This window comes from Actinokineospora cianjurensis, assembly GCF_003663795.1.
GTDB lineage: Bacteria > Actinomycetota > Actinomycetes > Mycobacteriales > Pseudonocardiaceae > Actinokineospora > Actinokineospora terrae.
The window spans coordinates 1746604-1770663 of record NZ_RCDD01000001.1 but is presented as its reverse complement, the minus strand read 5'-3'; the positions used below and the strand labels follow the sequence as shown (position 1 = coordinate 1770663).

General features: G+C 69.7%; 21 protein-coding genes. 8 read left to right on the top strand and 13 right to left on the bottom strand.

Features of this window, described 5'->3' with window-relative positions; translation table 11 throughout:
* Window positions 1-31: 31 nt before the first annotated feature.
* On the top strand, window positions 32-1231 hold the full coding sequence (locus tag CLV68_RS08405; protein WP_121389883.1) for an OmpA family protein: 1200 nt from the start codon (window positions 32-34) through the stop codon (window positions 1229-1231).
* A gap of 11 nt (window positions 1232-1242) precedes the next feature.
* Entirely contained in the window at window positions 1243-2163 is a 921-nt protein-coding gene (locus tag CLV68_RS08400; RefSeq protein ID WP_147459916.1) for a hypothetical protein, read from the top strand.
* A 484-nt stretch (window positions 2164-2647) separates the two neighbouring features.
* Here CLV68_RS08400 and CLV68_RS08395 read toward each other — a convergent pair whose 3' ends face one another.
* Complete coding sequence (locus CLV68_RS08395; RefSeq protein ID WP_246009725.1) at window positions 2648-3400, bottom strand: SAM-dependent methyltransferase; 753 nt, start codon at window positions 3398-3400, stop codon at window positions 2648-2650.
* A gap of 112 nt (window positions 3401-3512) precedes the next feature.
* Entirely contained in the window at window positions 3513-4982 is a 1470-nt protein-coding gene (locus CLV68_RS08390; RefSeq protein WP_246009724.1) for an MFS transporter, read from the bottom strand.
* 124 nt (window positions 4983-5106) lie between these two features.
* Between CLV68_RS08390 and CLV68_RS08385 the strand changes: the two genes are divergently transcribed.
* Complete coding sequence (locus CLV68_RS08385; RefSeq protein ID WP_121389881.1) at window positions 5107-5754, top strand: TetR/AcrR family transcriptional regulator; 648 nt, start codon at window positions 5107-5109, stop codon at window positions 5752-5754.
* On the opposite strand, the gene CLV68_RS08380 is transcribed toward CLV68_RS08385, so the two are convergent.
* Window positions 5755-9855: a caspase, EACC1-associated type gene (locus CLV68_RS08380; RefSeq protein WP_121389880.1), complete on the bottom strand. Its 4101-nt coding sequence runs from the start codon at window positions 9853-9855 to the stop codon at window positions 5755-5757.
* Between the two features lie 92 nt (window positions 9856-9947).
* Between CLV68_RS08380 and CLV68_RS08375 the strand changes: the two genes are divergently transcribed.
* Window positions 9948-10556, top strand: a complete 609-nt coding sequence (locus tag CLV68_RS08375) for a class I SAM-dependent methyltransferase (RefSeq protein WP_121391053.1) — start codon at window positions 9948-9950, stop codon at window positions 10554-10556.
* Window positions 10557-11435: 879 nt separating this feature from the next.
* Here CLV68_RS08375 and shbA read toward each other — a convergent pair.
* Window positions 11436-12014 carry an RNA polymerase sigma factor ShbA gene (gene shbA, locus CLV68_RS08370; protein WP_245782270.1) on the bottom strand — a complete coding sequence of 193 codons (579 nt, stop codon included), beginning with the start codon at window positions 12012-12014 and terminating at the stop codon, window positions 11436-11438.
* Window positions 12015-12795: 781 nt separating this feature from the next.
* Here shbA and CLV68_RS08365 point away from each other — a divergent pair.
* The 3 genes from CLV68_RS08365 to CLV68_RS08355 all read left to right on the top strand — a co-directional run bounded on the left by CLV68_RS08365 (window position 12796) and on the right by CLV68_RS08355 (window position 16405).
* Window positions 12796-13761: a D-2-hydroxyacid dehydrogenase gene (locus tag CLV68_RS08365; RefSeq protein WP_121389878.1), complete on the top strand. Its 966-nt coding sequence runs from the start codon at window positions 12796-12798 to the stop codon at window positions 13759-13761.
* A 140-nt stretch (window positions 13762-13901) separates the two neighbouring features.
* Window positions 13902-15197 (top strand): acyl-CoA dehydrogenase family protein, encoded by a 1296-nt coding sequence (locus CLV68_RS08360; protein WP_121391052.1) that lies wholly within the window; start codon window positions 13902-13904, stop codon window positions 15195-15197.
* 17 nt (window positions 15198-15214) lie between these two features.
* Entirely contained in the window at window positions 15215-16405 is a 1191-nt protein-coding gene (locus CLV68_RS08355; protein ID WP_121389877.1) for an acyl-CoA dehydrogenase family protein, read from the top strand.
* Window positions 16406-16508: 103 nt separating this feature from the next.
* On the opposite strand, the gene CLV68_RS08350 is transcribed toward CLV68_RS08355, so the two are convergent.
* The 9 genes from CLV68_RS08350 to CLV68_RS08310 form a co-directional block, all read right to left on the bottom strand.
* Entirely contained in the window at window positions 16509-17756 is a 1248-nt protein-coding gene (locus tag CLV68_RS08350) for a tyrosine-type recombinase/integrase (RefSeq protein ID WP_121389876.1), read from the bottom strand.
* A gap of 7 nt (window positions 17757-17763) precedes the next feature.
* Window positions 17764-17964 carry a helix-turn-helix transcriptional regulator gene (locus CLV68_RS08345; protein WP_246009723.1) on the bottom strand — a complete coding sequence of 67 codons (201 nt, stop codon included), beginning with the start codon at window positions 17962-17964 and terminating at the stop codon, window positions 17764-17766.
* Window positions 17961-19562 carry a replication initiator gene (locus CLV68_RS08340; RefSeq protein WP_121389875.1) on the bottom strand — a complete coding sequence of 534 codons (1602 nt, stop codon included), beginning with the start codon at window positions 19560-19562 and terminating at the stop codon, window positions 17961-17963. The genes CLV68_RS08345 and CLV68_RS08340 overlap by 4 nt, the downstream gene beginning before the upstream one ends.
* Window positions 19559-19978: a hypothetical protein gene (locus tag CLV68_RS08335; RefSeq protein WP_121389874.1), complete on the bottom strand. Its 420-nt coding sequence runs from the start codon at window positions 19976-19978 to the stop codon at window positions 19559-19561. Before CLV68_RS08335 ends, CLV68_RS08340 begins: the two co-directional genes overlap by 4 nt.
* On the bottom strand, window positions 19975-21129 hold the full coding sequence (locus tag CLV68_RS08330; RefSeq protein ID WP_246009722.1) for an FtsK/SpoIIIE domain-containing protein: 1155 nt from the start codon (window positions 21127-21129) through the stop codon (window positions 19975-19977). Before CLV68_RS08330 ends, CLV68_RS08335 begins: the two co-directional genes overlap by 4 nt.
* Window positions 21130-21600: 471 nt before the next feature.
* The gene (locus CLV68_RS08325) at window positions 21601-21939 is read right to left on the bottom strand and encodes a helix-turn-helix domain-containing protein (protein WP_425454826.1); all 339 of its coding nucleotides are present in this window, start codon (window positions 21937-21939) and stop codon (window positions 21601-21603) included.
* Window positions 21940-21975: 36 nt separating this feature from the next.
* Complete coding sequence (locus tag CLV68_RS08320; RefSeq protein ID WP_147459915.1) at window positions 21976-22296, bottom strand: hypothetical protein; 321 nt, start codon at window positions 22294-22296, stop codon at window positions 21976-21978.
* On the bottom strand, window positions 22293-22625 hold the full coding sequence (locus CLV68_RS08315) for a hypothetical protein (protein ID WP_121389870.1): 333 nt from the start codon (window positions 22623-22625) through the stop codon (window positions 22293-22295). Before CLV68_RS08315 ends, CLV68_RS08320 begins: the two co-directional genes overlap by 4 nt.
* Window positions 22622-23059 carry a hypothetical protein gene (locus CLV68_RS08310; protein WP_121389869.1) on the bottom strand — a complete coding sequence of 146 codons (438 nt, stop codon included), beginning with the start codon at window positions 23057-23059 and terminating at the stop codon, window positions 22622-22624. Before CLV68_RS08310 ends, CLV68_RS08315 begins: the two co-directional genes overlap by 4 nt.
* A gap of 176 nt (window positions 23060-23235) precedes the next feature.
* Between CLV68_RS08310 and CLV68_RS34490 the strand changes: the two genes are divergently transcribed.
* Window positions 23236-24060, top strand: coding sequence for a hypothetical protein (locus CLV68_RS34490; RefSeq protein ID WP_246009849.1), 825 nt, complete (start codon window positions 23236-23238; stop codon window positions 24058-24060).

The following is a 24060-nucleotide window of genomic DNA, read 5'->3' as shown; positions in this document are numbered from 1 at the left end:
GCGGGCGGCCCCGGCCCGAGGGGAGCGCGCGATGACCAGACGACCGAGGCACGGCGAGCACGGCGGCAGGCAGCGACCGAAAGCCGCGAAGGCGCTGTTCATGATCACCACCGCGGTGGCGGCCTGCCTCGGCGCCGCGGCCTGCGGTGGTGCCCGCGACCGGACCGGTACCGACGTCACGCTGGTGATCGCGGTGACCGCGGTGGCGACCGAACAACGACCGACGCTCACCACCACGGCCAAGGCGGAGGTCGCCGCCGCCCTGGGCACCGACCGGGGCCGACTGCGGATCGTGATCGGCGGGGCCGAGCGCGCGAGGGTGCTGGAGGACGGCGACATGCGATTGCGCCGGGGCACGCAGGTCGAGCACGACGCCGCCCGCAGAGCCGAGCTGACCAGGCAAGAGGTGCTGCGGATCGGTTCCGTGCTCGGCGACGCCGACAGCGCGGCGGCCGAGCTGGACCTCGTCGGGCTGCTCGACGCGGTCGCCCGGGTGCCGGGACCGGCCACGGCCGTCGTCATCAGCTCTGGCCTGCGGACATCCGGCCCGCTGGCCGTCGCGGCGCTCGGCTGGGACCGGATCGGGGCCGCCGAGGTCGTCGACCAGGCCGCCCGGGACGGTCTGGTGCCCGATCTGCGCGGCAAACGGGTGGTGCTGAGCGGGTTGGGCGAGGTCAGGCGGCCGCAGGAGCCGCTGCCCGCGCCGCTGCGGGACCGGCTGGCCGCGATGTGGACCCGGTTCTGCCAGGCGGGCGGCGGTGACTGCTCGGTCGACACCGAACCGCTGGCGGGCGGTGAACCCCGGTCCACGACGCCGGTGCCGACGGTCGCCATCCCCCAATTGCCCGCGATCACCGCACCGGCGGTGGCGGCGGGGCCGGTGGAGCTGCCGAGCGACATCCTGTTCGGCCCGGACTCGGCCGCGCTGCTCCCGGAGGCCGACCCGCTGCTGGCCGGGTTCGCCGCCGCGCTGCCCGCGGGCGCGCGGGTCCACCTCCTCGGCCGCACGGCCTCGGTCGGCGCCCCGGACTCCGCGCGGGCGCTGAGCCTGGGCTGCGCCCGCGCCGTCGGCGACGCGTTGGCCGCCCACGGCGTGCCCGCGGCGGCGCTGACCGTCGAGGGACTGGGGTTCGACGCCCCGCTGGTCCCCGACCGCGACCCCGGCGGGGCGCTCATCCCCGCCGCGGCGCAACGCAACCGGTCCGTCTCGCTCATCGTGACCCGCCAGTAGGGAGACCCGCCATGCGATCCCGTCACTTGCCGCTGCCGCTGTGGTTGCGACACCCCGTCGTCGCCGCGAACGCCACGTTCCTGGCGCGGGGCACCGAGAACGGTGAACTCGCGCACGAGGCCCGGGGCCTGGGAAGGGCGGGCAGGCTCGTCCACCGCCGCTCCCGCAGGCTGGGTCGGTGGAGCAAGAGGGCCTGTTCGGCGGCGGCCGCCTCGACCGCCAACCGCGCCTGCGCCCGCGCTGCCGCGGACACCACTCGTGTCCTCGGTTTTTCCTACCACACAACGGCCGCGCGGGGATGGGCCATCAGCGCAACAGAGGCCCGCCCGCTGCTCGTCGCGACGCTGCGCACCATCGATGAAGAGGTGTCGGCGGGCGTGACGACCCACCACCAGAGCAGAAGTCGACTGATAACCGCGATCGCCTACCTGCTGCTCGCCGTCGACGCGGTGGCCCTGTTCACCGTCTTCGCCCTGCTGCTCAACCTCGACGGCTCCCCGCTGACCCGCCGAGCCGCCACCCTCACCCGCGTCATCACCCGCGCGGACGCCGAACACCACCGCCACCTCCGCCGAGCGCACCGCCACCTCACCCGAGCCCGCCGCCTGACCGCCCGCATCCACCACGAACACGACCGAGCCCTAGCCCGCGCCGCCCGCTACTACCTCCCCGCCCACCGAACCATCCTGCTGTCCCGCTCCCTCACCGATCCATCCCCCGATCACCCGCCCGGCCCAACCACACCGGGCACGGGCCTGGCGATCCGGTTGCCGGTGGATCGAACGCCGCTCACCACTCCCCTGGAACAGGCCCGCGCCGCTGTGGCTGGGGCAGAAGCCGAGGCTGGCTCATGGCGGCTTGCGGGCGAACGACCGCGAGAACACGCCGAACAGCAAATCGGCGAGATGCCGGAACAGCCATCGGCGGCCTGATCACCGATCCAGCGCCGATGCGCGAGGCTGCCCGGTCGGCCGGGTGGTCACGGGCACCTGCCCCCGCACGCGGGCTGCCCGCCGAGCGAGCACGGCAATCGACCAACACCTGGGCATCCCACGAAGGTCTGCGCCCATCAGGCATGGCGGAGAGTGGATCCGGTGGAACCCGCAGCCAGCCGGGCGTCAGACGCCCGCTCCCCGACACCCGAATCCGTTGGTGCCACGTGACCGAACTCCACTCGCCACTCCCCTGGCACAAGCACGTGCGGCCGTGGCTGAGGCAGGCTCATCGCGGCTTGCGGGCGATGACTACCTGGGCGAACGGCCACGAGAACACACCGAACAACAAGCCAGCGAGATGCCGGAACAGCCGTCGGCTGCCTGATTCACCAATCCAGCGCCAATGCGCGAGGCCGCCCGCTCGGCCGGGACAGCACGCCGAACAGCCATCGGCGGTGGCTGGGGCCGAAGCCCCGGCTGGTCAGGGTTTGCGGGCGACGATGGCGTAGGTGAGTGAGTGGGCGGGGTTGGTGGTGACCGGTTCGTCGGGGCGCCAGAGGGGGGTCCAGACGACGCCGGGTGGGAGGGGGGTGAGGCTTTCGACCAGGGCGGCTACCTGGGTGCGGGTGCGGGGGGTGGCCGGGGAGCCGCTGCCCGCGTAGAGGCGGAGGACGTCTTCGCGCTTCTCCGGCTCTTCGTCGGCGGTGCCGTGGGTGATGGCCACGTGGCTGCCGGGGGCGAGGGCGTCGAAGTAGCGGCGGAGTGGTTCTTCGGGGGCTTCGACGAAGTGCAGGACCGCGAGCATGAGCAGGCCCACCGGCTGGGTGAGGTCGAGGACCTGGGCGGCGGCGGTGAGCACCGCGTCGGGGTCGCGCAGGTCGCCGAGGACGGCGGTGGCGTTGGGGGTGTCGGCGAGTTCGATCTCGCTGTGGGCGATGGCGATGGGGTCGTTGTCGACGTGGAGCACGCGGGCGCCGGGGGCGGTCTCGTGGACGTTGCCGACGGTGGGGATGCCGGAGCCGAGGTCGAGGAACTGGGTGATGCCGCCCTCGACGCAGGTGCGCACGGCGCGGCGCAGGAAGGCGCGGTTGAGGCGGGCCGCGTCGGCCGCGCCGGGCATGACCCGCAGGAACTGCTCGGCGAACGCGCGGTCGGGCTCGAAGTTGCAGGCCCCGCCGAGCAGGTAGTCGTAGATCCGCGCGGGGTGCGGTCGCTCCGGGTCGATCTCGGCCACAGTCAGTCCTCCACCCTTGCCCTGCGACAAGCGTAGCCGGCGCCGGGCCCGACCGCCCCCGGAACGCACAAAGGGCCCCCGACCACCGTGGTCGAGAGCCCTTTGTGGACTGTCACATGTGGACGGCGGGACCCGCGGTGCGCAGCTCCTCCGGCACGCTGGGGCGCAGCACGAAGGCGCAGATCACGCCGCCGACGCCGAACAGGATGGCGCTCCAGGTGAACGCGGCGCTGTAGCCGGACACCGCGGCGGCCATCGGGTTCTTGCCCTCGGTGAGCGAGGCGGTGACCGCGCTGGCGGCGATGGTGCTGAACAGCGCGGTGCCGATGGAACCACCGATCTGCTGCACCGCGTTGATCGCCGCCGACGCGACACCGGCGTCCTGCGGGTCGACGCCCGCGATGCCGACGTTCATCGCCGACGCCATGGTCAGGCCGATGCCGAAGCCCGCGACCAGCAGTGCGGGCAGCACCGCAGAGGCGTACTTGCTGTCGGCCTCCAGCAGCGCGAGCAGCCCGATGCCCGCACCGGCGAGCAGCATCCCGACGGTCACCAGCAGCCGCGGCCCGACCCTGGGCAGCAGCACGGTGGTCGCCAGGGTGGCGCCGACCATCAGCGTGCCGATCATCGGCAGGAAGCCAAGACCGCTGGTCACCGGGGTGAACCGCAGGTTGACCTGCATGAAGTAGGTCAGGAACAGGAAGATGACGAACATCCCGGCGCACAGCACGAAGATGGCCAGGAACGAGCCGCCGCGGTTGCGGTGCAGCAGGATGCGCAGCGGCAGCAGCGGGTGCGCGGACTTGGTCTGCCAGGCGACGAACGCGGTCAGCAGCACGCCACCGGCGATCAGGAAGCCCCAGGTGCTCGGCGAGCTCCACGACTCGGACTCGGCGTTGCCGAGGCCGAACACCAGGGCGAACATGCCAGCGGTCGCGGTGACGACGCCGATCAGGTCGATCTTGGGGCGCTCGGCGGCCGCGCGACCCTTGGTCAGCAGCGAGACGCCGCCGAAGAAGCCGATCGCGGCGAAGATCAGGTTGACGTACATGCACCAGCGCCAGTCGAGGTACTCGGTGAGCACGCCGCCGAGCAGCAGGCCGATCGCGCCACCGGCACCGGAGATGGCGCCGAAGATGCCGAACGCCTTGCCGCGCTCGGACGGGTCGGTGAACGTCGTGGTCAGCAGCGAGAGCGCGGCGGGGGCCAGCAGCGCGGCGAACACGCCCTGCCCGACACGGGCGGCGACGAGCACCTCGAAGCTGCCAGCGGCACCACCGACGGCAGAGGCGATGGCGAAGCCCGCGACGCCGATCAGGAAGGTGATCTTGCGGCCGAACAGGTCGGCGACCCGGCCGCCGATGAGCAGCAGGCTGCCGAAGCTCAGCGCGTAGCCGGTGATCAGCCACTGCCGCTGGTCGTCGCTGAAGAGCAGGTCCTGCTGGGCGGACGGCAGCGCGATGTTCACCACGGTGGCGTCGAGGATGACCATGACCTGTGCGATGGCGATGACCGCGAGGATCAGCCAGCGCTTGGCGTGACCGTGGTCCGGTTGGGTGTCCTGGGGTGCAGGTGTGGTCACGGGTGGGCTGGAATCGGACAGAGTCAAGGTTTTCTCCCCCTGCTGCGGATGTCCACTGTGGTGTCGTGGCGACGCTAACACGGAAGCGGAGGTTCATCCTCCACTTTTGCGCTAAGCTGAGAGCGTGACCTCAGACACCGAGAGCGGTAATCGGCCGCTGCGCGCCGATGCTGAGCGCAATCGCGCGCGGATCGTCGAGGCCGCCAGGGTGGTCTTCGCCGACCACGGTATCGCCGCCTCCCTCGACGACGTCGCGCGCGCCGCCGGAGTGGGCATCGGCACCCTCTACCGGCGCTTCCCGACCAAGGACTCGTTGCTGTCCGCGGTCTTCGACCAGGTCGTCGCCGAGATCATCGACGTCATCGACTCCTGCGCCGCCGACCCGGACCCGCTGGCGGGCCTGGTGCGCCTGGTCACCTCGGTGCTGGAGCGCCAGTCCGGCGACCGCGGCGTGGTCGAGATCTGCACCAGGGCCGACTTCGGCCAGCTCGACCGGATCGCCGCGCACTACGTCCCCGCCGTCGACGACCTGGTCGCCAGGGCCAAGGCGGTTGGCGCGGTGCGCGCGGACATCACGGGGACCGACATCAGCCCGGTGATCGTCATGCTCTCCGCCGTGAGCACCGCCACCCGCAGCGCCGACCCCGACCTGTGGCGCCGCTACCTCGACCTGCTGTTCGACGGCATCCGCGCACCCGGAACCGCCGAGCTGCACCCCAACCGGGTGTCACACAACGGACTCATGGCAGCCATCAGCTCAGCCAGACCGTAATCACCGACACGGCGGGGCATACGGACGGTCACCCATGTAGCGGCGCCAGTCCCGTTGGCTGATCGGATCACCTGCGGTGGCGCAGATCGCGGCCCGGATCCGGGGGGCGTCGGTGGGCCAGAGTTCGACGCCTGTGCCGTTGCGGGCAACGGCGAGTACGTCAGTGTCCGGGGTGAACGCGACTGCCTCCACGCCTGCGTCTTGGGAGATGGGCAGGTAGTAGCGCAGCACGGGCGCGCCGCCGGTGGAGACGTCCCAGATCTCAGGGCGGCTGAGTTCGCGTCCGAGCTCGCCGTGCAGGCTCAGTAGGGCGACTTTCGTGCCCGTGGGGTCGAACACGATCTCACCGGTCCCCGCGCTACCAACGGTCGTGATCACCGGGGCGCCCGCGGGCAGGTGGTCCCTCAGCCGCACCAGCACCAGACTGCCTCCGGTGTCGTGCACCACGACCAGTTCCCCGTCCGGGCTGACGGCGAACGAGCCTGCCGTCTCCGACACCGCGACCTCCCACCGGCGGGCGGGCCGGGCCGGGTCGGTGATGTCCCACCCCTGCACACTGGTGTCGCCAAGGGTGACCAGCATCGTGCCGTCCCGGGAGAAGGCGAGCTGTCGGGATTGCTGCCCGGTCTCGAACAGCGGCCGAGGATGCCCCGGGTCGGCTATGTCGTAGATCCGGATGGTCGGTGACGGTCCGTGGTAGCGCGTGTCCGACACGGCCAGCAGCGGCCGATCGGGGTGGAACGCGACGGACGCGATGCCCACCGCGATGTCGTCGATCGAACCGAGAACCGGCACACCGGGCGCGGTGGTGTCACGCAACACCAAACGCCGCCCGTCGGGACCGTCCGTGGTGGCCAGGACCGTTCCGTCGCGGTTGAGCGCGATGGCCGACGAGCGGTAGTCCCGACCCTCGCGCGCAACGACGGCGATCTCGCGCGGCGCGGCGACCTCCGTGATGTCCCACAGCAGATCATGGTCGGAACCCTGCACGGCGAGCATCTCGCGACCGGCGGTACCGCCGGTCGAGAAAGCGGATCCGGCCAGCAGCGGTGACGGCAGGAAGGCGACGACGCCGGGTTGGTCCGGGTTGGTGAAGTCGGTCACGTGCACCCCGGACTGGGTGGCGGCGAGCAGGCGCCTGGGGTTGTCCCGGTCCAGGAGCACTGTCCCGATCATGGTGTCGGACGCGGACGACGCCCCCGGCACCAGCACCGAGCCGTCGTACCTCACCACGACCAGCCCGTCGCACACGGCGATCAGGGTGTCCTCGACCGGGCTGAAGGTCAGGAACTCCGCGCCCTCCGGCGCCTGGCACAGCTGCCGTTCCTGCTGGTACGGGACCCGGGCGGGCTTGGCCGGGTCGTCGAGCCGCCACACGTCCGGGCGGTCGGCCAGTCCGGCGGTGGCCAGCAGGGTGCCCGCACGGTTGAACGCGACCCGGTGCAGCGGGTTCGCCTGCTGGTGGTCCGGGTGGCCGTACTCGACCTCCCGCCATGCGGCCAGTTGCGCGCCTGCCTTGTCCCACAACCGGATCACGCCGTTGGCGCTCGCGGCCGCGAGGAGTCCGCGCTCGGCGGACACCGCGAGCGAGAGCACCGGGCCATCGGTGACCACAGTGGACACTGTCCCGCCTTTGGCGTCCCACCGAAGGATCGCCCCCGACTCGGTACCCGCGTAGACGATCCCGCCACCCGTCGCGATGGCCGTGACCGGGTCCTGGGTCGTCCACACCGCGGTGTCGCGGGCGGCGTGGTAGTCGCCGATGTCCCACAGCCGGACCGACTTCGCCGACTCGACCACCGCCAGGTCCGAGCCGTCGACCGCGATCAGGCCGGTGCGCACGTCGTCGATCAGCGCGGGTCCGGCCTTTCCCCTGAGTTCGACCGAGTTCCCGGTCGCGATCGCCAGCACTCCGTTGCCCTGTGCGATCTCCAGGGCCTGCTCGCCCGCGTTGATGACACCCGGCGTGCGCTGGCTGTCGAGGACGGCGCCCAGGCCGATGTCCGGGTCGATGTCGTAGGCGGCGAGGCCGAGTTGCTTGGCCAGGCCGGGGTTCCCCTCCCGCAGGTTCCCGGCCTCGGCGGCGAGGTGGCGGGCCAGGTCCCGGTCGGCGGCCTTGGTCGACTCCTGCCGGAACAGCACCATGGTGACGACGCCTGCGCCCGCCAGCAGGGCCAGCACCGACAGCAGGGCGATCGCGGTGCGGGTCCTGCGCCTGCCCCGCCGTTCCTGGCCGTACGACACGGCGACGAACTCGGCCTGCGCCGGTTCCAGCCCGGCTACCCACTTGCGCACACCCGCGAGCCGATTTCCCCGGTACAGCAAGGAAGTGTCGCGGCCCGCGCGTTCCCAAGCCGCGGCGTCGTCGACCACCTGCTGGCGCACGAGCAGCGAGTCGCGGTCGGCGTCGACCCACTCCCGCAGCCGCGGCCACGCGCGCAGGAGCGCCTCGTGGCTGAGCCGGACGGTGCCGCGGTCGAGGGTCAGCAGGCGGGCACGGGTGAACTCGTCGAGGACGTGCCGGGTGGCCACGTTGTCGGGGAGGGCGGCGCGGTCGACGGGGTGGGCAAGATCCGCGGTGCCGACGCGGACCAAGCGGGGCAGCAGTGTCCTGGCGATATCCTGGTCGGCCCGGTCCAGTGCCGTGAAAACGGCCTCGGCGGTGGTGGCGATGGCCTGCTCGATGCCGCCCGCCTCGCGGTAGCCCCGCACGGTCAGCCGGGAACCGTTGCGGTGCCGCCAGGTCGACCAGAGCGCGTGCGAGAGCAACGGGAGCGCGCCCTCGGTGGCCTCCCCCAGGATCACGTCGGCGAGCCCGTCGTCGAGCACCAGGCCCGCCGCTGCCGCCGGGCGTTCGATGGCGGCGCGCAGTTGCTCCCGGGTCATGGGTTCGACCAGCACCTGGCGGTCGCGCAACACGGCGAGCAGCTCGGGGTGGGCGGTGGCCTGGCCGTAGAAGTCGGCGCGCAGTGCGATGACCACGCGGTTGGTGCTCGCGGTGAGCGCGCGGAGGAAGGCGTTGCGCTCCGCGGGGTCCTGGCAGAGCGTGAACAGCTCCTCGAACTGGTCCACCAGCACGAGATCGGCGGCCAGGTCAGCCACGGCTGGCGGGTGCGCGCCGGGGGTGACGCGCAACGTTGTCCATCGAGCGGATCCCGGGATGCGGTTGGACCGCACGCTCGCAAGCAGGCCCGCGTTGAGCAACGACGACTTGCCCGACCCGGAGGCGCCGACCAGGGCGACGACTCCGGGCTCCGCGAGGGCGTCGACCAGCCGCGCGGTCATCTCCTCGCGGCCGAAGAACACGCCCGCGTCGTCCACGCCGAAGGCGTCCAGGCCGGGGTACGGGCAGCGGCCGGGAGCGGGGTCTTCGAGCTGGCTGTGGTCGTCGAACCGGTTCCTGGTCAGGACCAGGCCGCCGGACCGGTCGCCCGCCTGGCGGCGCGGCAGCGGTTTGCCCTGGTCGCGCAGCGTGCGGAAGACGGCGTCGTACAAGTCGTCGAGGGTGAGGTCGCGAGGGCCACGCGGGTCGCCGTTGGTGAGGACGTCGATGACAGCGCCGGAGAACGCGGTGTGCTCGGCGTCGACCGGCGCGGCGGCGACCTGCTCCGCGGAACCGATGAGGTAGCGGCCGTGCGCGGGGTCGAGCGGGAGCACCGGGTGGTCGGTGAGCGAGACGCGGCCGGAGAAGCAGCAGTCCAGCACCACGACCACCGACGGCGCCCGGCACACCGCGAGGGCCTGCCGCAGGCTCGCGAACGACAGCGCCTGGTGCTCGGCGAGCCCCGGCTCCAGCTCGTCGGTGTCGCGCGCGGCCAGGTAGAGCTGGTCGCCGGGGCCGAGCAGGCCGTGGCCGACGAAGTAGACGACCAGGACCTCGTCGGCGAGCCTGGCCTCGCGCGCCACCGCCGACGCCATGGTGCGCGCGTCCGCCGGGTCCAGCACGGCGGTCAACCGGTCCTCGCGGACACCGCAGCGGTCGAGCAGGGCCGCGCGCAGGTCGTGGAAGGTGCGTTCGACCGGGGGCAGCGACGGCAGCCGCGTCCCGTCGTGGTTCGCGGTCGCGATCAACACGACCCGCGCCGCCGCAAGGTCAGCCATGGTCTCCCCTCGCCGCGACCGAGGGTAGCGGTGGTTGATCTCATCCGGGCACAGACCTGGACCGTTCGCGACCACGGCGGCATGCTGTGCGCGTGGCTACCGAGAACCCAGCGTTCGACCTGATCGGCAAGCGGTACGACGAGTCGTTCGTGGAGCGCGACGTCCAGATCGCCGAAGCGGCGTGGCTGGTCGACCAGCTACCGGCTGGCGCCCGCGTACTCGACCTCGGCTGCGGCAGCGGCCTGCCCACCGCCCAGCAGCTGCTCGCGGCCGGTCTGTCGGTCGTCGGCGTCGACGAGTCGCGGGTGATGCTGGACCTCGCGGCCGACAACGCCCCCGGCGCCGACTACCGGCACGGCGACCTGCGGGAGCTCGACGAGCTGGGCACCTTCGACGCGGTGGTCGCGTTCTTCGCCCTGCTGATGCTCCCCAAGGCCGACATCGAGGCCACCCTGCGCGCCATCCACAGCGTCCTCACCGGCCCCCGCCTCCTGCTGCTGAGCATGGTCCAGGGCGACTTCGACACCTTCCCGGTCAACTTCCTCGGCGCCCCCACCACCGTCTCCGCCTACCCCCCGGACCAACTCCGCGACATCGTCACCGCCGCGGGCTTCACCGACGTGACCCTGCGCGAGTTCGAGGCCGAGGCCGAACCGGGCCGCATCGAGGTCCAGCTCTACCTCCGCGCCCGCGCCGCCTGACGCACCCGGGACCCCGCTCCCCCACCACACCGACATCCACTGCCGCGCCCCGCACCGCTCCGCGAATCCTTGCGGCGTCAAGATCTTTGGCACGGCACGGCAGCCTGGCCCGGCACAGCGGCTCGCGCGACAACGCGATCTGCCGCGGCCGCAGAGGATCCACTGCCGTGCCGAGAAACCACGGGGAGCCGCGAACCCGGTGCGAGCGCGAAGATCCACGGCGGGGCCGAAGGCCGGTGCGGGCCGCGATCCGGTGCGACCGTTGAGTTGTCCACATGGGCTGGATCTGTCCACAGGTCCTCGGTTCACCCTCTTGACAAACGCCGCGAAGCGATAGGCTGGATGCGGGTGGCCCCCGGGTGGGTGGGGGTCTGCCGTCCGCCGGGGGTGGGCGGCGAGCCGGTTTTCACGGGGACGGTCCGGGCTCGCGGGAGGCAGCCCGAACTCGTGGCCGGTCAGGGTTGCGGGCCGGTCAAGGGTTGCAGCCGGTCGAGGATTGCGGCCCGTCGAGGGTTGTGGCCCGTCGAGGTCGGGTTTGCACAGGCTGGTCGAGGATTGCGCCCGTCGAGGACGGCACTGGCCAGGGCGTGCGGGGTCGGTCGAGGATTGCTGGCCGGTCGAGGACGGCGCTGGCCGGGCCGGTCGAGGAGTGCGCTGGCCGGGGCGCGTGGGGCCGGTCGCGGTCAAGGGGTCTTGGGGGCGCCGGTGGTGGGTGGCGGGCGGTCCTGATCGGACGGCGGCCTGGGGCCGTGGTGGGCGAGACACCCGGGAGTTGATCGTCTGCGCGGTGTCGCGGCGATCAAATGGCAGGAACCAGCGACCGCTGGGTCGCGGCACACAACGCGACCCAGCGGCCTGTGGTGAGGAGACTTGGGGGTCCTACAGCCAGTCGGTGGCTGAGAGGCTGCCGCGCAGGCGGGTGAGGGCTCGGTGTTGGGCGACGCGGACCGCGGTGGCGGTGAGGCCGATGGCGGCGGCGGTTTCCTGGGCGGAGAGGCCGACGACCAGGCGCAGGACGAGGATCTCGCGCTGGCGGGGGGCGAGGGTGTCGAGCAGGGTCGCCAGGCGGGTGCGCATCTCGGCGCGGAGGGTGACCTGCTCGGGGCCGAGGCTGTGGTCCACGGTGTCGGGGACGTCGGCGACGGGGTCGGAGCGGTCGCGGCCGGAGCGGCGGTAGTAGTCGGCGACCTTGTGGGAGGCGATGCCGTACACGAACGGCAGGAACGACTCCTTGTCGTCGGAGTACCGTGGGAGGGCACCGAGGACGGCGAGCAGGATCTCCTGGGCGACGTCGTCGGCGGAGGAGAACGCGGAGCCGGTGCGGCCGATGCGGGCGCGGCAGTAGCGCGTGATGGCCGGGTTGATCCAGGTGAACAGGGTGCCGATGGCCTCCTGCTCACCGTCGAGCGAGGCGGCGACCAGTTCGTGGAAGGCCGAGCTCTTCAGTCGGGCGAACACGGCGTCGGTCCCCGGGGTCCTGGTGGCGGGCTGGGCAACCGGCGACTGGGGCGGAGCCGTTTCCGACACGGACGAGGAAGCTGTCGTCGCACTCACATGAGCCCCCAGATGTTGCGGCGCACCGATTAAGGCGGGAGGTACGCCGTCGAGGTCCGGAACGGCGCTGGTGTCCCGGCTCACCGTTGCATCCGCCCGCGTGACCGTCGGATGCGATGGTGAACCTGACGGAGAGTGATGTTAGCCGGGGTGATGACTGTGCACCAGGGGTATCGCTGCTGCATACGGGCGATGTTTTCGTATTCAACCTCACAGCCGGAAGGGCCCAACGACCCTACCCGGCCCGCGGTTGGACCCCGGTTCTCGGACAGTCTGGTGCGCCATGCGCCCGGTCAGTGGTCTGGGTCACTTCGGTGCATGCTCGGCGCTGGTGGGGATATCCCCAGGTGAGACGTACAGTAGCGCTGCTGACCCGATCCGGGAACCACTATCGGGGTGTCGTTTTCTCGCCGGCGAGGCAACCTTGATCCACCTGACCGCCGAGCGTCACCAGCGCCGGACGATCATGATTACTCCGTTCGTGTACTCATTCTCACGAATGGAGTAAGACTAGACATACGGAAACGAGCATGATCCACTCGCGGCGTCACCCTACCGAGGAGTACACCCCCGCTGACCTGGGGAAACTCGGGCCCAGCGGGCGGTTTGACACCGACCCGGCCGGTTCCTAGCGTTGCCTGCTTGTCTGGCCACGGCCTTCACCCGAACGGGGAGCCCCACTCGTATGGACACCCGCCCACGGCCGACCGTCGTGGTCCTGCACGGCGCCGACCGACCGCCCGGCCTCGGCCGGGTCGAGGCCGTCGCGACCGTGCGGTACGCGACCGCCGACCGGCTCGGCGGCGCGCTCGACGGCGCCGACGTCCTGTTCGTCTGGGACACCCGCACGACCGCGCTGGAGCGGGTCTGGCCCGCCACCGACGCGCTGCGCTGGGTGCACGTCGCCAGCCCCGCCGTCGGCCACCTGCTGTTCCCCGCCCTGCGCGACAGCGATATCGCACTGACGAACTCGACGGGCGTCTACGACGAGCCGGTGGCCGAGTACGTGCTCGGCCTGGTGCTCGCCTTCGCCAAGCACCTGCCGACCACCCTGCGCGACCAGCAGCGGCGCCGCTGGCAGCACCGCGAGACCGAGCGCGTCGCCGGGTCCCGGGCGCTGGTGGTGGGCACCGGGCCCATCGCGCGGGCCATCGGGCGCAAGCTGGGCGCGGTCGGGGTGACCGTGAACGCCATCGGCCCCACCGCCCGCACGGGTGACCCTGATCTGGGCGATGTGCAGCCGATGTCGCGACTGAGAGCGGCGGTCGCCGAGCACGACTGGATCATCCTGGCGGTCGCCCACAACCAGCAGACCGCGGGCATGGTCGACGCCGAGTTGCTGCGGGTGGTGCGGCCGACCGCCCGCCTGATCAACATCAGCCGGGCCGGGCTGGTGGTGACCACCGACCTGGTGGACGCGCTGGACTCCCGGCAGCTGGCCGGTGCCGCGTTCGACGTGTTCGCCGACGAGCCGCTGGCGCCGAGCTCGCCGCTGTGGGGGATGCCGAACGTGGTGATCTCGCCGCACCTGACCGGCGACGTCGCGGGTAGGCGGGAGGAACTGGTCCGCCGCTTCGCCGAGAACCTGACCGCGTACCTGGCGGGCCGCCCGCTGGCCAACCTGGTGGACAAGGCCCGCGCGGGCCGCTGATCCGCGTACCGGACTCGATCGCCGGTCGTTGCTACTCTAGAGTAGGTACTGCGGGGTAGGGACGACGCCCCGCCGACGGCCGAGCACCGAGGAGCACGATGGCGGGCACCGATCAGCGCGGACACCCCAAGCGCGATGCCATGGGCGCGGCACTGGCCGTGCTGAACCGGCTGGCGAGCACCGCCGTCCTGGACCGGCTGGGTCTGCGCAAACCGGTGGAGCGCGGGGTCTACCAGGTCACGAAGGGCGGTTTCACCGCTGTCGGCGCGGCGAGCCGGACTTTCGCGGGGGCGCGCGAACTCGGTGCGCCGCAACGTCCCGCACCGAGCAGCGATCCGGGCCTGTTCGACCTGACGCCCACCGAGGACCAGGCGATGATCCGGGCGACGGTGGCCGAGTTCGCCGCCGAACAGCTGCGCCCAGCCGCAGGCGAGGCGGACACCCGGTGTGCGGCGCCCGGTGAGGTTCTGCGGACCGTCGCGGACATGGGTGTGACGTTGACGGGCGTGCCGGAGGCGCTGGGCGGGGTCGGCGACGAGCGGTCGGCGGTGACCGGCGTGCTGGTGGCCGAGGCGATGGCGCACGGCGACATGGGGTTGGCCGTGGCGTGCCTGGCACCGTCGGCGGTGAGCACGGCGTTGGTGCTGTGGGGGGACGCGGAGCAGCAGGCGACCTACTTGCCGTCGTTCGTGGGTGACAACGTCCCGGCCGCGGCGTTGGCGATTCAGGAACCGCGCGCTCTGTTCGATCCGTTTGTGTTGCACACCAAGGCGTATCGGACTTCGAGCGGGTTCGTCCTGGACGGTGCGAAGTCGATGGTGCCGCGGGCGTCGGAGGCGGAGCTGTTCGTCGTCGCGGCCGATGTGGACGGTCGCGGCCCCGCACTGTTCGTTGTGGAGTCGGGGAGTTCCGGGGTGTCGGTGGAGTCCGATCCCGGGATGGGGTTGCGCGCGGCCGGGATGGGCAAGCTGCGGTTGGACCAGGTGGTCGTCCCGGCAGGCGCGCTGCTCGGCGGCGGCAAGGCCGAGGTGTACGCCGAGTGCGTCCGGTTGGCGCGGATCGCTTGGTGCGCCTTGGCTGTGGGGACGGCGCAGGCGGTGCTGGACTACGTGATCCCGTACGTCAACAGCCGGGTGGCCTTCGGTGAGCCGATCAGCCACCGGCAGGGCGTCGCGTTCGCGGTGGCCGACATCGGCATCGAACTGGCGGGCATGCGGCTGCTGACCTACCGGGCGGCGGCGCGGGCCGAGCAGGGCAAGTCGTACGCGCGGGAGACGGCGCTGGCGCGGCGGCTGTGCGCGGAGAAGGGCATGCGGATCGGCAACGACGGCGTACAACTGCTGGGCGGGCACGGGTTCGTGAAGGAGCACCCGGTGGAGCGCTGGTACCGCGACCTGCGCGCGATCGGGCTGGCCGAGGGGATCGTCCTCGTCTGAGGGCGGGAGGAGACACGATGATCAACCTTGACGTCCCGGCGAAGTTCGCCCAACTGGTCGACCAGGCCCACCAGGCGGCCGCCGAGTTCTTCCGGCCGCACTCGCGCAAGTACGACCAGGCCGAGCACACGTACCCGCGGGAGCTGGACATGCTCGCCGCGCTGCTGGACGGGTTGTCCGCGTCCGGCGGTGGGGCTGGTGCTGGTGGCGTGCGGCGGAGCGCGGCGGCCTCTGGCAACCAGAACGGCGCGAACCTGCGGCTGCTGCTCGGCACCATCGAGATGTGCTGGGGCGACGTGGGGCTGCTGTTGTCGATGCCCAGGCAGGGCCTGGGCAACGCCGCGATCGCCTCGGTGGCCAACGACGAGCAACTGGCCCGCTACCAGGGCAAGTGGGCGGCGATGGCGATCACCGAACCGGACACCGGCTCCGACTCGGGCGCGATCAGGACCACCGCGGTGCTCGATGGCGACCACTACGTGCTCAACGGCGAGAAGATCTTCGTCACCGCGGGCGAACGCGCCGACTGCGTGGTCGTCTGGGCCACTGTGGACCGGTCGCTCGGCAAGGCCGCCATCAAGTCCTTCGTCGTCGACCGCGGCACCCCCGGCTTCACCCTGGTGCGGCTGGAGCGCAAACTCGGCATCCGCGCTTCCGACACCGCCCACTTCCGCCTGGAGGACGTCCGGGTCCACAAGGACAACCTCCTCGGCAGCCCGGAGATCCAGGGCTTCGCGGGCGTCATGCAGACCTTCGACAACACCCGCCCCCTGGTCGCCGCCATGGCCGTGGGCGTGGCCCGCGCCGCCCTGGAGGAGGTACTCCGCATCCTTGTGGAAGCAGGCGTGACCATCGACTACGACCGCCCCGCCTTCTCCCAACCCGCCGCAGCCGCCACCTACCTCCAACTCGAAGCCGACTGGGAAGCCGCCTACCTGCTCTCCCTGGAAGCCGCGTGGATGGCCGACAACCGCAAGCCCAACTCCCTGCAGGCCAGCATCGCCAAAGCCAAAGCAGGCCGCTCGGCCTCGGACATCACCCTGCGCTGCGTAGAACTGGCAGGCTCCATCGGCTACAGCGAGAACTCCCTGCTGGAGAAGTGGGCCCGCGACTCCAAGATCCTCGACATCTTCGAGGGCACCCAACAAATCCAACAACTCATCGTGGCCCGCCGCTTGCTCGGCAAGTCGTCGACCGAGCTGAAGTGACCTTCTACCAACGGTTTCACGCGTCGGCCCCCTGACTCCGTTGTGAGCCAGGGGGCCGATGGCGCCTGCACGTGACAGCGACTCTTTCATGATCAGGCCGTGGTCAGGCCGTCTGAGCCAGAGCCAGGTCGGACGGACGAAACACCGTGTCGACAGCAAGACGAGCGCGCTCACTACTGGTGGGCATGAGATGCGTGTAGGTCTCCAGGGTCGTCTTCACGTCCGAGTGGCCCAGGTACTCCGCCAGCTCGGTGACCGAGACGCCGTTGGCGAGCAGAGTCGAGGCGTAGAAGTGCCGCAGTGCGTGCATGCCGTCCAAGCGGTTGCGGTACTCAAGGCCAGCGTCCTTGAAGGCCGCCTGCCACACCACCTTGTTGAACAGGTCACCGGACCACGGCCGACCATCCCCACGAAGGATCACCAAGTCGACCGTCTCCGGCCTACCGTCCGGCACCAGCCATGGCAGGGTCACGGTAGTTGTGCCGAAGCGCTCAACGTGGGCGTCGATCTCCTCCAACACCCCATCAGATAGTGGTGTCTCTCGCGTCTTGCTCCCCTTCGGAAGAGCGAACACCAAGGTCCGCTGAACAACGCGTACCTGTCGAACGACGTTCAACATCTTGGCTCGCCGATCTATGGCATCGGGAGAGAACGCCAAGATCTCACCTTGCCTAAGCCCAGCACCAGCGCCGAGGCTGGCTGCCAGCTGAGACCCTGGTTCCAGGGCGTCATGCACAGACCACAAGCGGTCTTCGGTCCAAGGAACGATCTTTCGCCGCACTGGTTTGGGTTTCACCACACTACGTGCCCGGAAAGGGTTGGCGCTGATCTTCCGATCGTCAATGGCGGCACTCATGATCGACGTCATGGTGTCGAACAGGACAAGCTGATAGTTCGATTCCATGCCCGCCTCGTTCATCGAGCCGAGCCAGTCTCGCGCAACTGCCGGGTTGATCGAAGACAGTCGCCGCTTACCGAAGTATGGGATCAATTGGCTGTTCAACCGGCTCAACAGCGTCTGTTGAGTGGCCGCGTCCTGTGACTGCCCCTTGAGCCAACTCCGCGCCTGCGCCTCGAACAGGATGTTCCCCGCGTCCGGATCGAGGTAGGTTCCCGCTAGCTTGTCGTTCTCAACCTTGTGCAGGAAAGCCCTTGCCGCGCCGAGTTGCTTGTCCGGGAACGACTCCGACCTCTCTTCCCCGGACGGATCGGTGTACCGAACCTTGTAGCGGCGCCCAACGCCATACAGCGAGGTCTTCTCCCGTACCGGCTTGCCCTTGGTATCAAGGATCGGTTCGCGTGTAGTCGGGTGCTTCGCTGCCCGGTACCAGCGGTCCTGGATGTGACCCATCGCTCACCTACGCGGCTTCACTGAACCAGGCGCGTACCTCAACCGGGTCATACCGGAGATGCTTGCCCAACTTGCGTGCTGGCGGCCCGAAGTCCCGCTTCCGCCATGCCCTGATCGTCTCGACGGGCACGGATAGGTAGAGCGCCACGTCTTCCAAGGTCCAAAGCCGGTCGATCGACCGCACGTTGTCCATCTCGTCCCCACTCATGCGGCCACCTGTCCGGTTGCTGAAACATCAGGGGCACCGAGTGGTCCCTGGGCGGCTAGCAGCGCACGTTCGTACTCAGCCCGCCACGTGACCCGTTCGGCGATGGCGCGCATGACGAGGTGATCCCTCGGTGGCGCGTTCCGATCGCCGGGTGCGAGCTTGCGCCAGACCAGCGCTGAAGCATCCCGGATCGGTTTGACGATGCCCACCGCGGCCAACGTCTGCGTCACGAACGCCGACCTGTCGGCCTTGTGGTCTGCGAGGGTTTTGCCCGACCACTTCCGTGACACCAGCACTCGCCGTCCTGGCAGGCCGAGGGTTGTCCGACGATGCGCGCGGCCCTTGCAGTGCCCGGGGGTGGTCTTGGAGGTGATCCCCTGGGGTTGGATGCCGTAGAGGAGCCAGACCGCGCACCTGGGCGAGCAGGGGGTTACGGCCAACTCGGCGTGGAGCCGGTCGTGGTGGTCGCGCTGAGTGTGGGTGTCGGCCTGGACCACCTCACCCGTTGATTTGGTGAGGTACTTGGTCAGATAGCCGACATGCCGCCCGGCTTCCTCGGTACCACCCAGGATGCCCTTGGAGTGCACCTGCGGACCGAAGGTGGCCACGTGTGCCGGGACTTCGACCTGGTCCAATGCATCAGCCCAGGCGGTGAGCGGTTGACGCGACTGAGGATCGATGAACCCCGCCGCGTCCGGGGACCACACGGGCAGGTGCCCGCCGCTGTAGATGGGCTGGTTGTGGGCGGGCCACCAGACTTGTAGATAGGTGGCTGCTGTGACCTGCCGCAGCACTTCGTGTGACACGGTCCCCCGGAACGCGGCGTGCAGGTGCGGCGCTGCGCGTTTCTGGGGTTCGACGGTGGCGAAGTACTGCACGTCCCAGCCGACGACGCGGCGGAGGTTCTGCCACCACCGGTCGACTAGGGAGGCGAAGTGGACCGCGTCCCGGGCCGCGCGCCGGTAGTCATACCGGTCCGGGTTCACCGGCGAGCCGTCGGAGCGGACAGGGCCATAGGTGTCGCAGGTGAGGGTCACGAACATCGAGGGCCGGAACCCGCCTGCGTACTCACGGCCAACTGTGCGCTTCTCCACCCGCCGTCGAGGCAGGTTCGGGGCGTCCTGGCGCCGCTTGGTCGACCGCACCGGGGCACGCTTGTCCGCCCCATCGGGGTTGGGGAGCCGTCCCCGGACGCCGAGCTGGTGAAGCTCGCGGTCCAGGGAGCGGATTTCCTCCCGCAGGTCATCCGCGTCCGCGCCCGCTGAAATCCGGTATTCGGCGACGAGATCAGCGCGCCGTTCCACCAGGGTCCGATGTTCGTCGGTGGGCTCGCTGGCAGCGGTGACGGGTTCCTCGGCGAGATGCCAGCCCTCTCGGCACTGGGTCATCCGCAGGGACCGAGCCTTACGAGCGCAGGGCAGGCAGATGGATTCCACTGTGGAGCCACACGGGACACCGACGTAGTTGATCGCGCCTGTGTTGGGGTCGGTGGTTTCCATGGTGAACGGCCGGACGCACACGCCGTGTTGTTCGGCGGTGCTGCGGATGACGTCTGCGGCGAGTGGTCCCCGGGTGAGGGGGATGACTTGTGCTGTCATGCGGTCTCCACGGCGTGCGCGCGGAGCCAGTCCAGGACCCACCCACCGATCCTGGTGCGGTCGACGCCGGTGACGTGCTCTGCGGCCAGTGGCGCGACGACGGATGCCTGGGTGCCGTCCTGGAGGCGCCCGAACAGCATGGCCTTGGGCTGCTGGGGGTTGTCCTCCATCTCCAGACACACCGAGGTGCCTGCGAGGGTGTCCCACCACGCCAGCAGCCGCAGGCAGGAGAGCGGCAGGTCCCCGCAGACGTAGATCTCCACGCTGCCGGGTCCTAGGTCGGTGGTGAACACGTCGATGCTGGCCACCCACAGTTCGGGGTGACGTTCGACGTGGTCGCGGGCGGCCTGTGCGAGCCGGGGCAGTTCGGCCCAGATGTCGACGCGGGCCGGGCGGGTATCGAGTGTGGCGGTCATGCTGCTTGTCCTCCATGTGTTGTGTTTTCAGGGAAGGGGATGACGGTGGCGGCTGTGCCGGTGATGTAGTGGCGCAGCTCGACCAGGTTTGAGTCAGTGATGTTGAACGCGCGTGCCCGCATCGGGTCGCGTTGTCCGTCTTGTTTGATCCAGGCGACGCCTGGTGTTGATTCGGGGATCTCGTGCGCGCTGGCGCCACGTGCCCGCAGGCCGTCGCCCAAGACCATGTCCACCTGTGTCGGTTCGTCCAGGCGCATCGCGACCCGGGTCGGGAACAGGTGCCGGAACGGGACGACTTCCTTGCGCGGGTCCTGCACGAACCCCAGCACCGCGAGTCCTGGTGCGCGGCCCTGGGACGCGATAGTTTGCAACGCCCCCTGCGCGCGTTCCCGGAGCCGCTTGTCAGGCTGATAGGCGATCAGGTCCGCCAGCTCATCGACCACCAGCACCGTGAACGGGTCACCCGTCTCCGGGGACCACCCGCGTCGCACCCCGCGATACGACCCAGCCCGTTCCCGCACGTCAGCGGCGGTCTGTTCGAGCAGGGTCACCGCGGCTTCCCCGCCGTCATAGACGACCCGGTCGAACACGTCAGGGACCTGGCCGAGTTCCATCCCGCCCTTGGGGTCCACCCCGACCAGCCGCACCGCCCCGGCCTTGACCATCGGCGCCAACGCCCAGATCACCGACCACAGCAGCGAGCCCTTGCCCGCCCCCGTTGCCCCCACCGTGAGCACGTGATTGCCCAGCAACCGCAGCCGCCACGGCTTACCTGTCTCAGTTCGCCCAACGGTCACCCGCCGCAGATCGACCACGTCACCGAGCTGGGGAAGCGTCACCGGTGCGGCCAACGGGTCCGAGTGCACCAAGTCCAGTTCGATCGTCCCCGGCTTGATCACCCGAACTCGACACGACCGCGCCCGGAACGAGTGCGCCAACCCGGAAGCCCGCGCCTCCCACTGCTCCGGTGCCTGACCTTTCACCATCCGCACCCGGACCCGGTCCCGCCAGCCCTCCGAGCGTGTCCGCCGCAACCGGGGCAGGTACTCCCGACCGCGAGCCCGCCCGTCCAGGTTCGCCAAGCGCATGACGGTGCGCCACTGCCACGCGTACACCGTGATCCGCCGGAACTCCGTACGTGCCCACCACATCCGAGCGCTGAACCGGTCCGTGGCCCGCCACCACAACACAAACACGGCAACACCGATCGCGACGACCGCCGAACCCGCCACCCACGGTCCGCGCCATGCCCACACGCCAATCCCGAGCGCAGAGGCCGCCATGGTCGCCGGGTAATACCAACTGACCCGTAGCGCCCGCGCCGCCAGCCATATAGCGACCCACACCGCAGCGACCGGCAGAAGGACCAACTTGGCCTTACTGGGAAGCAGCGTCCACCACGGCAACCGAGGCCGCGAAACCTCCAATGGCGCCGGATCAGCCCACCTACCCATCACCGACCACCACCAGACATCACCCGATGCGGTCCCTGAAACGACATCCACGCACCACAGGCCACGGTGTCTAGGATTTCCACGTCTGCTCCCTCACGAGTAGACAGGCACAGAAGCGGGCACTGGCGCGCACCCACTGACCGCTTCTGTGCCCCTAGAACGAAACGTTCAACGAGAACGACGAAGTTCGTCGACTTTTCGGTGCAGATCCTCGACAAGACCCATCAACCGCGCCTGCTCTTGCGCCCACGTCACAAAGAAATCCTGTGGCGGGTCCTCCGGCAGCGGAACCGGTTTGGGCACAATCCCCAACGCCACATCCAACAAATGCGTCGGGTGCAGCCCCAGCGCGACCGAGATCGCCTCAAGCGTGCGCGCACTACGCCGCCGCCGATCGGTGTCGTACTGCAACTCCCGCACAATCGCCTGCGACACCTTCGCCCGCTCCGCCAACTCCCGCTGCCGCATCCCCAACACGGCCAGCCGATCAGTGATCACCTTCGCCACACCGGCCCACCCCGTAGGCCCTCCACGCTCCAAGTGTCAGTCCTTGTCCCTGAACTGGAACACCTGAAGCCACCGACACGCCTCAATCACCCCATACGCGGTGGAATCCAGGTTGTCGATCGCAGACCCTTCGCCGAAGGTCTCCTTCGCGAAGCTCTCCTTGACCTCTCGCGCGTAGTTGATGAGGTCATCGAGATCGGAGACCAACGTCGGCACGAACGCCGGCCAGCCCTGCCCCAATTCCGTCGCCCGCGCCCGGACCTCTGCCGTCGTCTGCGGGAGCCGGGACAACACGAACTGATTCCCGCCCACCGGAGCAACCTTCTGTGTGTTCCGTGCGCACTCCACCGCACTCACCGCCCCAGACCTTGTGCAGATCGGTCGAATGCGCCAGGAAGATGGCGGACCTGGCCGTCAGTCCTGGCACGCTGCCGCCCCGCCCAGTCCCGCGACTGCGCTTCGAACGCCTCAGCGGCCGTGACCAGCGCCGCGACCAACCACCACGGACTTCCGGGCACGGCGGTGGCCATCTCTCGCCACAACGTCCCTACCGTCGCCGAGACTTCCGCCATGTCGTGGAGGTGCCCGCCGTCGTACCGCGAGTACGCGGCCTCCCAGCGCTCGACCAGTTCAGTCGGCATGCTCGCGGCGGGGGTACCGGATGAGGCGAAACCCATCACCGTCACGCCGCCTTCCCCGACGCCTCTGGCGACTTCCCGCGCGAATCAGCGCCAGCGAAACCGGTAGCCCGGTAGATGTACGACAGGTACTTGAACTCCCCATTCCCGGACACGCGAGGTTCCGCCGTCAGCCCGACCAGTTCCACCGCCCGCATCCCCGGCAACGCCTCCACCGACGTCGGAACCGGCTGCACATCAGCCAACAACGTCACCTCGAACGACGCCCTCTTCGCGTTCACCTCACTCGGGTCGGTGACCGTGGCCTTCCACTGCCGCTGCCCACTCACCTCATCCACCCGCTGCCGCACCGGCCGCCCCGCCGCCCTGTCCTCCCGCGACTGAAACTCCGTGTTCGGCCCCACGTCACCCACCAACACCAACCCCTGCGGGAACGCGTCAGCGAACGTGATCGGGAAACGGTGTCCCTTCGTGATCCCCATCTGCCTGGCTCCTTTGCGTCACCGGCCGCTCTTTGACCGCTGACTACAAAATCGGCTTGCTGTAGGTCCACTCTCGACACCGTCGCTGTCTCGCTTAAGATCAATAAGGCTCGCCCGGTCTCACTTTGTCTCGCCCGTGGTAGGCTCACCGCAACGAGTCGCACGGAGGCGCGGTGATGGGTGAATCCGGGACGCTGTTGCGCGAACTGCTCAGGCAGCGCAGGGTGCGTGGTTACCCCAGCTTTTGCCGCGAGTACAGCAAGGCCGCCGCTGTGCTGGACTCCAGCCTGACGCACCGCTACCCCAGCAAAGCGCAGTTCTATCGCTGGCTTTCCGGTGAGCTCATCAGCTTGCCCTACGGTGAACACTGTCGAGTCTTGGAGGAGATGTTCCCCAGTTGGACGGCTGAACAACTCTTCGAGCCCTACGCGGGCGCGCTGAACGTCGTTCCCCGGCCGGTTCAGGCCGCGGTTCCCATGTCGTCCGGCGAACTCGTCATGGTCCATCCCACTCGCTCGGCAGTTCCGTACGACCTGTGGACTGAGCTGATCACCAGTGTGCGTGCGAACCTGGACGTCCTGGTGTACTCCGGGCAGTTCCTGGTGGAGCAACACAACATCGTGCCTGTCATCCGCGCCAAGGTGAAGGATGGTGTTCGGTTCCGGTTCGTCGTCGGGGACGAGTCCGCCGACGCTGTGGTTCAGCGCGCTGTCGAGGAGGGGACCACAGGCGGCCTCGAAGGTCGCGTGCAGATGATGCGCCGATATCTACGCGAAATCATCCCGCTTCCAGGTGTGGAAGTCCGCACGCACGGCACGGTTCTCTACAACTCGATCTATCGGTTCGATGATCAGATGCTGGTCAACGGCCACGCATACGGCTCGCTCGCCGGGCAGAATCCGGTCCTGCAACTACGTCGGGTCGAGGGCGGTCACATGTGGCGCCACTACATGGAGTCCTTCGACCGCGTGTGGGCAGGAGCCCGGGAAGAGAGCCGTTGA